Source organism: Nocardiopsis sp. YSL2, from assembly GCF_030555055.1.
Lineage (GTDB): Bacteria > Actinomycetota > Actinomycetes > Streptosporangiales > Streptosporangiaceae > Nocardiopsis.
The window spans coordinates 4,220,356-4,233,146 of record NZ_JAMOAO010000001.1 but is presented as its reverse complement, the minus strand read 5'-3'; the positions used below and the strand labels follow the sequence as shown (position 1 = coordinate 4,233,146).

Genomic DNA, 12,791 nt, shown 5'->3' with positions numbered 1-12,791 from the left:
GAACCTCACGGGGTGGAAGGGGTGCGTACGGCGCGGGCCCGTCGGGGCGCCCCGGCACTCGACCGGGGCGCCCCGACGGGCCTCCTGTTGCCTCCTGCGGACGGCTCCCGAGCGGTCAGCGCCGCCCGGAGCCGACCTCCGACTCGTCGGTGCCCTCGGCCTTGGCACCCGCCTCGCCGGCGGTCGCCGACTCGCCGGTACCGGTGCCCTCCTCGGCGCCGGACGACTCCCGCGCGTGGTCGCGCTCCAGGGCCGATCCCTCGACGTCGATGTCGGGCATGATCCGGTCCAGCCACTTGGGCAGCCACCAGGCCGCGTCGCCCGCCAGGTGCATCACCGCGGGGATCAGCAGCATGCGGACCACGAACGCGTCGATGAGCACACCGAAGGCGAGCGCGAAGCCGACCGAGCTGATCATCGTCATCTCGGAGAAGATGAACCCGCCGAACACCGAGATCATGATGATCGCCGCGGCCGTGACGACCGCGCGGCCGGCGCGGAATCCCTGCACGACGGCGAGCCGGGCCGGGCTGCCGTGCGTGTAGGCCTCCCGCATCCCCGTGCCGATGAACAGCATGTAGTCCATCGCCAGGCCGAACAGGATGCCCACCAGCAGCGTGGGCAGGAAGTTCAGGACCGGCCCCGGGTTCTGCAGGCCGATGAGCCCGCCGAGCCAGCCCCACTGGTACACGGCTACCACACCGCCGAGCGCGGCGAAGTAGGACAGGATGAAGCCCAGCGTGGCCACGATCGGCACGAAGACGGACCGGAACACCAGCAGCAGGATGACCAGGGCCAGGCCCACGACCACCGCGAGGTAGGTCGGCAGCGCCTCGCTGAGCGTCTCGGAGATGTCGATGTTGCCGCTGGCCATACCGGCCACTCCGAGCGTTCCGGTGCCGTGGATGGGCTCCAGGTCCCGCAGGGTGTGCACCAGCTCCTCGGTGGACTCGCTGGACGGGCCCTCGACCGGGACCACCTGGAAGATGGCCTGGGTCTGGTCGTCGGAGACCCCGATCGGCGCCACCGCGGCGACGCCGTCCTGGGCGTGGATCGCGTCGGCGATCTCGTACTGGTACTGCTCCGCGTTGGCCTCGGCGGCCTCGTCGGTGGGCCCGCCGGGCAGGGTGGCGGCGACCAGGAGGGTGCCGTTCTGGCCCTCCCCGAAGTTCTGCGCGATGGCGGAGTAGGCCTCGTACTGGGTGGACTCGGCGGGCTGCGAGGAGCCGTCGGGCATGCCCACCCGCAGGTCCAGGGCGGGCAGCGCGATGACGCCGAGGATCACGACGGCGAGCGCGGCACGGCCGAACGCCCCCGCGTGCGACATCGGCCGGGGACCGGCCTCGTGGGCGGCCCCGTCGACCAGACCCTCAGGAGAGCGACCCGTTCCGGCGGCGAGGCGGGCGATGCGCTCGCGGGGCGACAGGATGCGCCCGCCCACCACCGCCAGCAGCGCCGGGACCAGCGTCACGGCGATCAGCACCGCGACGGTGATGGCGATGGCGCCCACGCTGCCCATGAGGCCGAGGAAGCCGATCCCGGTCAGGTTCAGACCGAGCAGGGCGATGAGGACGGTGGAGCCGGCGAAGACCACGGCGTTGCCCGCGGTTCCGTTGGCCAGTCCGATGGACTCGGTGACTCCGTACCCTTCCATGAGCTGGCGGCGGTGCCGGTTGACGATGAACAGCGCGTAGTCGATGCCGACCGCCAGGCCGAGCATCAGCCCGAGGATCGGTGTCACGGTCGCGATCTCGATCACGCTGGACAGCGACATCGCGGCCAGGGTGGCGATCCCGACGCCGATCAGGGCGGTCGCGAGCGGGAGTCCGGCGCCGATGAGGGTGCCGAGCATGACCACCAGGACGACGCCCGCCACGATGACGCCGATCGCTTCCGCGGCGCTGACCAGGCTGGGGAGCGCCATCGCGATGTCGTCGCCGAAGTCGACCGTGGCGCCGTCCACCGGGTCGTCCTCGAAGACGTCCATCACGGCGTCCTTGGTCTCCTGGGAGACCTCCTCCTGGCTCTCGGTGAAGGCGACGCTGACCATGGCCGTGCTGCCGTCCTCGGAGACGGTGCGGATCCCGGAGGCCATCTCCATCAGGGCCTCGCCCTGGGCGAGCTGCTCGTCGCCGGCCTCCAGCTCCTCCATGCCGGCGTCGAGCTCGGCCTGCTGGGCCTCGAAGGCGGCCCCGGTCTGCTCGTCGAGCGGCCCGGCGGACTCGGCCAGGGCGCGGGCCTCGTCGAGCTGTTCCTGGCCCTCCTCGAGTTCGGCGCGGCCCTCCTCGCTCTCCTCGCGGCCTTCCTCGAGGAGTTCCGCCTGTTCGGCGCGCTCCTCCTCGGTCGCGAACGGGTCGATGACGTCCTCGACCCCGGAGACCTCGGCGGCGCTGTCGACGCGCTCACTGATCTGCGCCCGCTGTTCCTCGGTGAGGGCGGAGCCGTCCTCGCTCTGGTAGACGACGGTGCCCCGGCCGCCGCTCATGGCGGGAAACTCCTCCTTGAGGCTCTGGTTCACCTCGTCGGTGGGCGTTCCGGGGATGGAGAAGCTGTCGGCCAGCTCACCGGAGAAGGAGGAGTAGGCGATTCCCGCCGACACCAGCAGTGCCAGCCAGATCGCGATGACGGTCCGGGCGCGTCTGGCCGACGTACGCCCGAGCCGGTAGAGAAGTTCAGCCATGGTTCCCTGCAAACGGAGTGGGTGGGGTGAGCGGTGGGCTCAGGAAGCGCCGGTGCGGGGGGTCAGGGCCCCGAACCCGGCGCGGTTGACGGAGATCATGCGTTCCAGGAGCTCGTCCCAGACGCGGCGGGACTCGGCGGAGTCGACTCCCCCGGTGCTCTGCTCCCAGTGGCGGACCACGACGAGGGCTCCGCCCACCAGGGCGCCGCACATCAGGTCGACCTCCAGCGGATCGGCCGCGGGGTGGTGGCGCAGGGTGATGGCGGCGATCCGGACGCCGAGGTCGCTGACCGCACGCTCGAAGAGCACCGCCTGACGGGCGTTGAGCCGGTCACTGTCGGGTCCGAAGATCCGGGTGAGCTCGGTGGTGGTGGCGACCAGGTCGGTGGCACGCAGGGCCCCGGCCAGCTGGTCGAACATCGAGGTGTCGTCGGGATGTTCGGCCGCCGCCGCGGCGAAGTTGGCGTCGACGTTGTCCAGGACCGCGCCGAGCATCTCCTGGAAGACCTCGACGGTGATGTCGTCGACCGTCGTGAAGTGGTTGAACACCGTACGGCGGGAGACGTCGGCCCGCGCCGCGAGCTGGTCGACGGTGAAGTCCGTGCCGCCGATCTCGCTCATCAGTTCGGCCGCCGCGACGACGATGGCCCGGCGGTGCCGCGCTTTGAGCGCCTCCCGGCGATCCGGTACGGGCGGGCGCTGTTGGTCTGCCATAGCGCCAGGCTAGGCGGGTGATTGCACCCAGTGCAACGACGCACTCAGTGCAACCAGTCACATCCGCATCGGGGCGCCCCGCCCGAGCCGCTCCCCGGTGCCCGTGAGGCGGTGGGAGCGTGAACGACCGCGGGGCCCGCGGTGGTCGGCTGGACACCGCGGCCCTTGCGGCGCGGGGATCAGGGGCTCACGGACTCCGACCGGGTCCGGCGTATATGGATCGACGACGTCTCGCAGAAGGGAGGGGCGTGAAGGGCCTTCCCCTTCCCAGGCCGGATCCGGGGTCGCTGCTCCAGGAGGCCCTGGGCCTCCTGAGGAGGTCCAGAGCCTCCTGCACAGGGTCACCGCCCGCGGTGCGGGCACCGCACTGAGCGTGGAGCCGGACCACCGTCCGCCCCAACCCCGCCCCGGCGGACGCACCGGGGCGGGGTTGGGGCGGCCCACCGGACGGTCAGGGATCCGTTCCGGGGGAAGGCTCGTCGGAGAGTTCGGGGACGACCTCACGGATCCGGCGCGCGACCTCGTCGAACCCGCCCTGTGCAAGCACGTCGAGCTGCGCGCGGGCGAACTCCAGCCGCCCCGCGCCCTCGTCGACCGAGTCGATGAGGCCGCGGATGATCGCGACCTGCACGTCCCGTTCGGCGGCGTCATGGCCCGGTGTCTCGGCGGGCCACCAGTAGCTCTCGAAACCCTCGTCGTCGACGTCGTTGCCCGGCCCGGGCCCGTCCAGCCCGGCGATGTCGTCCAGATCATCGAGGTCGTCCAGATCGTCCGCCCCGTGCGGTTCCCGCGCCACGAGCCGGCCCCCGACAGCCCGCGGGTCGAACGAAACCGCGGCGCCGCCGTCCGAAGCCTCCTGTGAGGTCCCGCCGAGGTCCGGCAGGGGCGCCCCCGTGGCCGCCCCGACCCGCTCGGCCCCGACCGCGCGGACCGCGTCCCGTACCTCCCGGTCCTTGCGCAGTCCGGCCAGTGAGCGCAACCGCTCGGCGTCCTCGTCCGGCAGTCGCAGCTCCACGTCCTGCGCCCACACCATCACCCCGGTCCCCGTGACCGCCGTCTCCACGGCCAACCGTGCCGCCAGCTCGCACTCGGCGAGGCCGTGGTCGGCCGGTTCGGTGGCGCGGGCCAGTTCGGCGGCCCTGGTCACCACCGCGTACACGGCCGGGGCGAGGGGATTGCGCAGGCTCAGGTCCACGTGCCCGCTCCAGCGCCAGTGCACGACCCCGGAGAAGACCAGGTCGTAGTCCTCCACGGCACTGGGCAGCGCCACCGGCCGGATCCGTCGGCCCGCACCGGCCGCCGGCCGGTCCGGTCCGGTCGGCCCGGTCGTCTCGGGCGCCGTGTCCCCCGACCGCGTGCCGAAGGCGCCGGAGCGCGCTCTGGCCTGGGCATGGGCCCTCGCGCGCAGCACGGCGGCGGACACGGCGAGCAGCACGAGCGGGACCCACAGCAGGGTCCACCGGCCGATGATCGGGAAGAGGGCGAGGGGTACGAGGAGTACCACCACGACGCCGACGGCCACGAGGCGTGCCCTGGTGACGGGAGGGACGGGGGTGAAGGGAGTGACGGGGGCCTCCTCTCGCGGCACGGCCGACGGGGACCGGGCACAGCGGGTGACCGGACACGGTGGAGGGGGTCGCGCACGCGGCCGCGCGGGGAACGCGGCACGGCCGACCGGGTGTGTCCGTACCGACAGTGTGCCGGAGTTCCCGAGTGCGTGCGCCACGAACCGCTCGGTCCGCAGCGCTCCGCCGGATCCCGAATCGACGGGAAGGCGAACTCCCGGCCAAGGGAGCGTGACCGAAGGGATCAGACTGCGCGAACTCCGTCCGCCGAGTCGGCTTGGTGGTCGCCGCGGATCGTCCGAACACAACAGGATCAGTTCATCGCTTCCGTGGCCGACTCCCCCGCGGCCCTTCCTCTACGCCGAATCCGCTCCGGAGTCCACCGCATGCTTGCCGTACCAGCCAGGGCCGAACGCCGTTTCCGTCCCGAGGTCCAAGGCCTGCGCGCCGTCGCCGTCCTGATCGTGCTCGTCTACCACCTGGATCCGTCCCTCCTCCCGGGCGGCTACGTCGGGGTCGACGTGTTCTTCGTGATCTCGGGCTTCCTGATCACGTCGCTGCTCCACCGCGAGGTCACCGCCCACGGCCGCGTCTCGATCAGCGGCTTCTACGTGCGCCGGGTCCGCCGTCTGCTGCCCGCCTCCACGGTGGTGCTGGTGGTCACCGGCGCGGCCGCGTTCGCCGTGCTGCCCGGATCGCGCCTGACCGACACCGCCTGGCAGCTGGTGTCCTCGGCCGTCTACGTCGAGAACCTGTACCTGGCCCGCCAGGCGGTGGACTACCTGGCCGCCGAGGTGCCGCCCAGCCCGGTGCAGCATTTCTGGTCGCTGTCGGTGGAGGAGCAGTTCTACCTGGTGTGGCCGCTGCTCTTCGTCGTGTGGGCCCTCACCTGGCGGTGGCGGCAGAGCACGGGGGTGCTGGCGGCGATCCTGGGGACGGTGTTCGCGGCGTCGCTGCTCTGCTCGGTCCTGCTGACCGGCGGCGGTGACTCAGGCGCCTACTTCCTGCCGACCACGCGGGCCTGGGAACTGGCGGCGGGCGGCCTCCTGGCGGTCTTCATGGCCCACCGGGACCTGCCCGAGCACCTTCGCCGACCGCTGGGTTACGCGGGACCGGTCGCGATCGTGACCGCCGCGGTGCTGTACGACGACGCCACGCCCTTCCCCGGGTGGGCGGCCCTGCTGCCGGTCCTGGGCGCCGTGGCCGTGATCGCCGCCGGCCGGGTCCCCGCCTCGGCGCCGCTGCGCTCGGCCCCGGCCCGCTGGGTGGGCGACATCTCCTACTCGCTGTACCTGTGGCACTGGCCGGTCATCATCCTGCTGCTGGCGGTGACCGGTCAGGAGCGGCTGGGTGCCGTGGGGATCGTGGCGGCGGCCGCGGCGTCCCTGTCGCTGGCGTGGGCGACGAAGGTCTGGGTGGAGGACCCGGTCCGCGACCGGCGGCTGGTGCCGAACGTGCGCCACGCGGCCGTCGTGGTCGCGGCGAGCGTGCTGGCGGCGTCGGTGGTGGGCGGGGCCTCCCTCCTGCGCGTGGAGCGGGAGGCGACGGTCGCCTTCGACCCGGCCGTGCACACCGGGCCCGCCGCCCTCGACCTGGCGTCGGCGCCCGAATCGGCCGCCCTGTACCCGCCGCCGGTCACGGCCGAGGACGACATCCCGGTCGTGTACGACGACGACTGCCACGCCTCGCACAACGACAGCGACCCCTCCGACCCCTGCGTCTACGGCCCCGAGAACGCCGGTCGGACCGCCGCCCTGCTGGGTGACTCGCACAGCGCCCAGTGGTTCCCGGCGCTCGAACGGCTCGCGGAGGAGCGGGGCTGGCGCGTGGCGGTGTTCACCAAGTCCTCGTGCGCGTTCACGGACACACTGATCCGGCGGCCCGACGGCGGCGCGTACACGGAGTGCCGGCAGTGGAACCGTGCGGTCGTGGACGAGCTGGGCGAGCTGCGTCCGGACCTGGTCGTGACGAGTTCGTCGGTGATGAACGGCCCGGTGGAGAGCGTGTCCGAGGCAGAGGACCACCAGGTGATCGCCGCCGGGATGAGCGCGTTGTGGAAGGACGTGCTGGAGGTGAGCGGACACCTCGTGGCGGTGCGCGACACCCCGCGCACGCGCACCGACGTGACGGAGTGCCTGGAGTTGAACGGCGACGACCCGTCCGCGTGCGCGCTGCCCGCGGACGAGGCGTTCATCCGGGACGACCCCCAGGAGCGGGCCGCGGCGGACACCGGCGACGGGGTGACCCTGGTGGACCTGAGCGACCGGTTCTGCGTCGACGGGACCTGCCCAGCGGCGATCGGCAACGTGGTCGTCTACCGCGACTCCCACCACATCACCAGCACGTACGTCGGGATGCTCACCGGCGATCTCGGCGAGCACGTGGACGCGGCCCTGGCCTAGCGTGGATCGGCGTACGCGCCGACCCGCGCGGTTCGGGACGCCCGGAACCTGGCAGGGTTCAGGTGCTTCAACCCTACGACGCGTCCCGAACCCAGGCAGACGGAGAACCCTGACCGAGGCACACGAGGGCACCGCCGATCCTCGGTTGGAGGCCGAGGGCGAGCTGAGCATGGCCCGGCTCGTGCTGGACGGCGGCGACCTGCGCCACGCCACCAACCACGTCGCCACGGCCATCACCTTCGTGCCCGCCCTGCCCGAGATCCACGAGCTGTTGGCGCATCTGGCCCGTCACCCCCCAGGGCGACGCCTGCCTGTTCCCCATGAACGAGCGGGTGTACTCGGGCCCGGTCGTGCGCCACGGCCACGTGCTGCCTTCGCTCGGCGACCAGGTGGGGGCCGTCCGGCTCCTGGTCTCGGCACAGTGCCCAGCCCTGATCAGGCCTGGGCCGACGTGCCCTGGATGTACGATCCCGACCTGGGCACTATCTAGAGGACTGGGGAAAGCCCGAGATCGAGGAAATCTCCCGTTCTGTTCTTAATGAGCATCGAAAAAATGAGTGAATTCGAAGAATCTCTCGACCGCACGAGGTCAATTGAATGGGACTCCTCTTCCGACTCAAAGAGGTCCCAGGTCCGCCTTTTCCAGGAATACCTCAGGAGAGCCGCACTTTGGGCCGCTGAGTTCAAGGCGCCCGAATGGCCGTTCTACGATATCGCAAAGAGTGTAGTTCCGGATTTTCGCGCCCCCGAAACGAGAGTACAGGAAGCGCTCAGTTCCATCCCAGAAGGCGGAACTTTCTATACGTTCAAGACTATTGAGTGGTCCTTGCACTTCGCTGCCCTGCGGGACCGTGAAAGCAGGCTTTCCGATCACCGAAACCCCTTCGAGCCACTTATCTTGATCTACGAAAGGGGGAGCATGGTGAACCTGAGCCCTGCTGGATTCATCGAGATCGGGCATTACTCCCTACCCAAGAAAGATCCAGAAAAGTGCAGACAGCTGAAGCCGATGTCAAATTTGAGCGAGCAATCACTTTCCGAAATCGATAAAAATCAGCACTAATGCTGTCAGGCTTCCATGAAGGCGACATGGGTCCGGTCGAAACGGAATGTGAACCTGGGTGCTGCGCACCAAGCGCGCCGTTGGCCGAACAGGCCTTTGGCCCGGGCCCAGTGCTCGAAACCGCGCTTCGGGAAGGGCAACCGCATGCCTGACAGCCGAATGGACTCCATCAGTTCGGAGGCCTCGCCCACGGTGACTTCCCCGCGGATCTCCCGCAGCAGTCGGCGGGGGCACTCGCGCTTGAGCCAGTCGATGCTGACGATCAGGCGAGGGTAGTGCGTCCACGGGTTCGCGCAGAGCCCGCGCTCACGGCGCAGCCGACGCAGCAGGGCCGTGTCCACCACCAACCGGAACTCCAATCCGAATTTGTCCCGCATCCCGTCGTGCCACTGCGTGGTGAGCCCGGCGGGGCAGACGATGAGCATAGTGCGGGCCCGGTGGCGCAGATTCAGCGCCTGTATGACCAGACCGGCCTCGATCGTCTTGCCCAGACCGACGTCGTCGGCGATGAGCAGGTTGGTGCGCGGCATGGACAGCGCCCGGGGGAAGATCTGGATCGGGTCATCGGCGAGTTGTAGCTTCACGGCGTGGCGGCCCTTGGCGCGAGCAAGCGCTGGAGCACCTTCTACGCCGTCGGCCCGTCCACGGCCCCAAGGACAAGCCGTGGCTGTGCTCATCATCAAGGGCGAGGCGGGCACCGGCGGAGTTCCCGCAGGGCTGCCGCCCGTGGCACACGCCGCCCTGAACAAGGCCCCTCTCGGCTTCACCACCAGTGAACTCCTGCGACGACGCGATGGTCTGCACCTTCTCTGACGGCTTCCCACCTGTCTGTGCCAGCACTGGGGCGGGCGCGGCTGGGCCCATGACGAGCAGCCGGTCCCGGAACGCGGCAGGGGCCCACGCGGGTCTCGCGGGGCCCCTGACGGGTGACGGTCAGTGCCGCGGACGGTCGGCTCGGGCGTCGGCGGTCCCCGGCTCCTCGGCCCTCGGGTCCGTTGCGCCGTTCGGCCCGGCCCCGGGCGGGTTGGCCCGCTGGAAGGCCTGCTGTGCCTGGACGTCGCGCTCCCAGCGCACGAAGCGCTCGCTCTCACCGAGCACCATCGTGGTCAGCCACACCGCGACGCCGACGTCGTCGGCCAGCCCCAGGAGCGGCACGAACAGCTCGGGGACGAAGTCGATCGGCGAGACGATGTAGACCGCCAGCACGAGCATGCCCAGCAGCTTGCCCCCGCTGAGCTGCTGGTAGCGCCCGCGGAACTTGGCGCCGAGCATGCGCGGGACGGCGCCGGCCCGCTGCCACACCGAGACGGGGCTGTCGGTGTTCTGGATGACCTGCCAGGCGGCCGCACCCGCCGCGGAACGGTTTTCCTTGCGCATCGTCGCTCTCCTCAGGGGGTGTGACTTCTCAAGATATGACGCGAAGTCACTCTGATTCGTTCCCCCGGACCCACTGGTCAACCCCGCGGACAGGAGTGATCGTCGCCGCAGGCCGTCCTGTGGAAGCCGTGGAAGCCGTGGGGCGACGGACGGCTGGGGCGCGACCGCCGTCACTCGGGCCCGCTCACACTCCCGCCTTCTCCGCCAGCCGGTCCGCTGCCTCGGCGTCGGCGGCCGTCCGGGCACCCGCGGCCCGACGTCCCCGCGCCAGAAGCGGGTACAGGGCGATCAGCACGCCCGTGAGGGCGACGGCCGTGACGAAGACCAGCGCGGGCCGGAACTGGACGAGCATCTCCTCGGCCCCGCCCGCGGCGCCCTGGCCGGTGGCGTGGTCCACGGCGATGATCGCGGTGGTGACGGCCAGGACCAGCGCTCCGCCCACCTGGGCGGAGGTCTGAACCAGACCGGCCGCGAGTCCCTGCTCGTCGTCGTGGACTCCGGCGGTGGCCTGCACGTTGATCGCCGGGAAGGCGAGGGCGAAGCCGACGCCCAGCAGCAGCGCGGTGGGCAGCATCATGCCGAGGTAGGCGAACTCCGGCTCCACGCGCAGGAACAGCAGGTAGCCCGTGGACAGGGCGATCAGACCGGCGGCGATCAGCCTGGGGGTGCCGAAGCGGCTGATGAGCCGGTCGGCGAAGGGTGCGCTCAGCACCACGAGGATGCCGGCGGGCAGCAGGGACAGGGCCATCTGCAGCGGCGTCTGCCCCAGCGCCTGCTGGAGGAACAGGGTGAGCAGGAACTGGAAGCTGATGAAACTGCCCATCAGCGCGATCGCGCCGACGTTGGCCCGCACCAGGGTTCCGCTGCGCAGGATGCCCAGCCGGACCAGCGGGTGGCGGACACGGTTCTCCACCCACACGAACAGGGTCATGAGGGCGATCACCCCGGCGAAGGAGGCGATCGTGACCGGGTGCGTCCATCCGGCCTCGGGCGCGGTGACGACGGTGTAGACGAGCAGGAGCATGGTGGCGGTCAGCGCGGCCGCGCCGAGGAGGTCGTAGCCGCCGCGGACGTCGGGCCTGTCCTTGGGGATCAGGGCGAGTCCCGCGACGAGGGCCACCAGGGCGAAGGGCGCGCCGAAGAAGAACGTCCAGCGCCAGCCGAGGGACATCAGGAGGCCGCCGAAGAGCAGGCCGGAGGAGAAGCCGCTGGCACCGAACACGGTGTAGACCGACATCGCCCGGTTGCGCTGGCGGCCCTCGGCGAACGTGGTCGTGAGGATGGACAGTCCGGTCGGTGCGGTGAAGGCGGCGGCCACGCCTTTGACGAAGCGGCTGGCGATGAGCAGGGTCCCGCTGTCGACCAGCCCGCCGATCAGGGAGGCGGCGGCGAAGACGCCGAGCGCGATGAGGAAGACGCGGCGGCGGCCGAGGAGGTCGGCGGTCCGCCCGCCCAGGAGCAGGAAGCCACCGAATCCGAGCACGTAACCGCTGATCACCCATTGGAGCGCGGCGGTGGAGAGTCCGAGTTCGGCGCCGATGGAGGGGAGCGCGACGGCGACCATCGACACGTCGAGGCCGTCGAGGAACAGGGCGAGGGACAGGACGATGAGCAGGCCCCAGAGCCGGGGGGACCAGCGGGAGCCGTCGGGCTCCGGGCCGCGCGAGGTCGCGGGTCGGTTCAGTGCTGTGGACATGCCGGGGACATTACATGCACACGCATCTAATGTCCAAGCATTAAATGAGTGTGCATATGATGTCATCGCATGTTAAACTCCCCGGCATGTTCCAGATGGCGGACCCGGACCCTGACCTGGCCGGACAGTGGCGGCAGCTGCTGTCGTGCTACCACGGCACCGCGTGCGCGCTGGAGCGCGAGCTCAGCCAGCGGCACGGCTTGGGCCTGAGCGAGTTCGAGACACTGGACCTGCTGATGAAGGCACCCGAGCGCAAGCGGCTCGTCCACGAGCTGCTCGCCTCCACGCACCTGACGCAGAGCGCCCTGTCCCGCACGGTGGCGCGCCTGGAGAAGCGCGGACTGGTCATGCGCTCGATGTGCGCGGACGACCGCCGATCGGTGGCGGTGACACCCACCGAGGAGGGCCGGCGCGTCCACGCCGAGGCCTTGCCCACCCACCGGGCCGTGCTCGCCGAACACCTGGGAGCACACGGCGCCCGGGCCTGACCCGGCAACGCCCGCGCCCCGCCCTCCGAGGAAGAGCCGCAACGGGCGACCGCCCCCGAGCCCGTCGTCGGCGGCTCCCACGCCCACCCCGGGCGGACCCATCTCCCCCTGCCCCCGGGCCCTGCCGTGCTCGCCGCCCGCGGCACCTCGGGCGGCCCCGCCCACCCCTGCGCACCGAACCTCCCGCGACTGTGATGTGCCACACCCTCCCGCCGCCCCCCGGTGCCGCGCGCACCCCTGGGGCCACCGCGGCCGTGCTCCGCCCGTCCCGCCCGGGGTCCCAGGTGTCCCACCTGACTCAGAAGTCACACCAGACCACCAGTGCACCGCTCTCGCAGGCCGCGCGGCCGCGCCGCCCCCATCGAGTTGTCCACAGATTTCCTCCGCCCCTGGTGACCCGGGTGGCAGAAGGGCATCCTTAGGTGGGAACGACAACTGACGAACAAGGGACGGGAGTGCATGTGCGTGCCATCACCACACAACGAACTCAAGTACGCACAGAACACCCCAACCCCACCTTGTCCACCCCCTGGCCACATACGGCCAGCGCGAGCAGACCCCCACGATGGGTGCACACGCCAACGCGTTCGCGTTCCGAACCGGCTCGGCCAGCACCGCAGTGCCCCGCCCCTCACCGCGCCCCCGCGCACCGGACGTCCCGGCCCCCGCCCTCCGCCCGAACACCCGCCAGGTCGTGACAAACGCGAGCCCTCCCGCGCTCGGGCACACATTCGTTACGATGCGTCCGAGTGTCACATCAGCCCGCGAGGTGCCGCTCCGGTCCACAGAACCCCTCCCCAGCGCGC

Annotated in this window: 10 protein-coding genes; 4 read left to right on the top strand and 6 right to left on the bottom strand. The window is 70.9% G+C overall.

Going from position 1 to position 12,791, the window contains the following annotated elements:
- Nucleotides 1-115: 115 nt before the first annotated feature.
- The 3 genes from M1P99_RS18720 to M1P99_RS18710 form a co-directional block, all read right to left on the bottom strand.
- Nucleotides 116-2,680, bottom strand: a complete 2,565-nt coding sequence (locus tag M1P99_RS18720; protein ID WP_304453894.1) for an MMPL family transporter — start codon at nt 2,678-2,680, stop codon at nt 116-118.
- Between the two features lie 39 nt (nt 2,681-2,719).
- On the bottom strand, nt 2,720-3,394 hold the full coding sequence (locus M1P99_RS18715; protein ID WP_304453893.1) for a TetR/AcrR family transcriptional regulator: 675 nt from the start codon (nt 3,392-3,394) through the stop codon (nt 2,720-2,722).
- A gap of 451 nt (nt 3,395-3,845) precedes the next feature.
- Entirely contained in the window at nt 3,846-4,982 is a 1,137-nt protein-coding gene (locus M1P99_RS18710) for a hypothetical protein (protein ID WP_304453892.1), read from the bottom strand.
- A 363-nt stretch (nt 4,983-5,345) separates the two neighbouring features.
- Between M1P99_RS18710 and M1P99_RS18705 the strand changes: the two genes are divergently transcribed.
- Entirely contained in the window at nt 5,346-7,361 is a 2,016-nt protein-coding gene (locus tag M1P99_RS18705) for an acyltransferase family protein (protein ID WP_304453891.1), read from the top strand.
- A gap of 553 nt (nt 7,362-7,914) precedes the next feature.
- Complete coding sequence (locus M1P99_RS18700; protein WP_304453890.1) at nt 7,915-8,424, top strand: hypothetical protein; 510 nt, start codon at nt 7,915-7,917, stop codon at nt 8,422-8,424.
- A gap of 5 nt (nt 8,425-8,429) precedes the next feature.
- On the opposite strand, the gene M1P99_RS18695 is transcribed toward M1P99_RS18700, so the two are convergent.
- Nucleotides 8,430-9,008 (bottom strand): SNF2-related protein, encoded by a 579-nt coding sequence (locus M1P99_RS18695; RefSeq protein WP_304453889.1) that lies wholly within the window; start codon nt 9,006-9,008, stop codon nt 8,430-8,432.
- A gap of 79 nt (nt 9,009-9,087) precedes the next feature.
- Between M1P99_RS18695 and M1P99_RS18690 the strand changes: the two genes are divergently transcribed.
- Nucleotides 9,088-9,237: a hypothetical protein gene (locus tag M1P99_RS18690; RefSeq protein WP_304453888.1), complete on the top strand. Its 150-nt coding sequence runs from the start codon at nt 9,088-9,090 to the stop codon at nt 9,235-9,237.
- Nucleotides 9,238-9,357: 120 nt separating this feature from the next.
- On the opposite strand, the gene M1P99_RS18685 is transcribed toward M1P99_RS18690, so the two are convergent.
- Nucleotides 9,358-9,801: a YkvA family protein gene (locus tag M1P99_RS18685; RefSeq protein ID WP_304453887.1), complete on the bottom strand. Its 444-nt coding sequence runs from the start codon at nt 9,799-9,801 to the stop codon at nt 9,358-9,360.
- Nucleotides 9,802-9,985: 184 nt separating this feature from the next.
- Nucleotides 9,986-11,497, bottom strand: coding sequence for an MFS transporter (locus M1P99_RS18680; protein ID WP_304453886.1), 1,512 nt, complete (start codon nt 11,495-11,497; stop codon nt 9,986-9,988).
- 86 nt (nt 11,498-11,583) lie between these two features.
- Between M1P99_RS18680 and M1P99_RS18675 the strand changes: the two genes are divergently transcribed.
- A complete protein-coding gene (locus M1P99_RS18675) occupies nt 11,584-11,985 on the top strand; it encodes a MarR family winged helix-turn-helix transcriptional regulator (RefSeq protein WP_304453885.1) in 402 nt (133 codons plus the stop codon).
- Nucleotides 11,986-12,791: the final 806 nt, after the last annotated feature.

Excerpts from the sequence above, each read along its gene's own strand:
- M1P99_RS18705 (WP_304453891.1), top strand. The coding sequence starts at position 5,346 with ATGCTTGCCGTACCAGCCAGGGCCGAACGCCGTTTCCGTCCCGAGGTC.
- M1P99_RS18720 (WP_304453894.1), bottom strand. The coding sequence starts at position 2,680 with ATGGCTGAACTTCTCTACCGGCTCGGGCGTACGTCGGCCAGACGCGCC.
- M1P99_RS18715 (WP_304453893.1), bottom strand. The coding sequence starts at position 3,394 with ATGGCAGACCAACAGCGCCCGCCCGTACCGGATCGCCGGGAGGCGCTC.
- M1P99_RS18685 (WP_304453887.1), bottom strand. The coding sequence starts at position 9,801 with ATGCGCAAGGAAAACCGTTCCGCGGCGGGTGCGGCCGCCTGGCAGGTC.
- M1P99_RS18675 (WP_304453885.1), top strand. The coding sequence starts at position 11,584 with ATGTTCCAGATGGCGGACCCGGACCCTGACCTGGCCGGACAGTGGCGG.
- M1P99_RS18680 (WP_304453886.1), bottom strand. The coding sequence starts at position 11,497 with ATGTCCACAGCACTGAACCGACCCGCGACCTCGCGCGGCCCGGAGCCC.
- M1P99_RS18700 (WP_304453890.1), top strand. The coding sequence starts at position 7,915 with ATGAGTGAATTCGAAGAATCTCTCGACCGCACGAGGTCAATTGAATGG.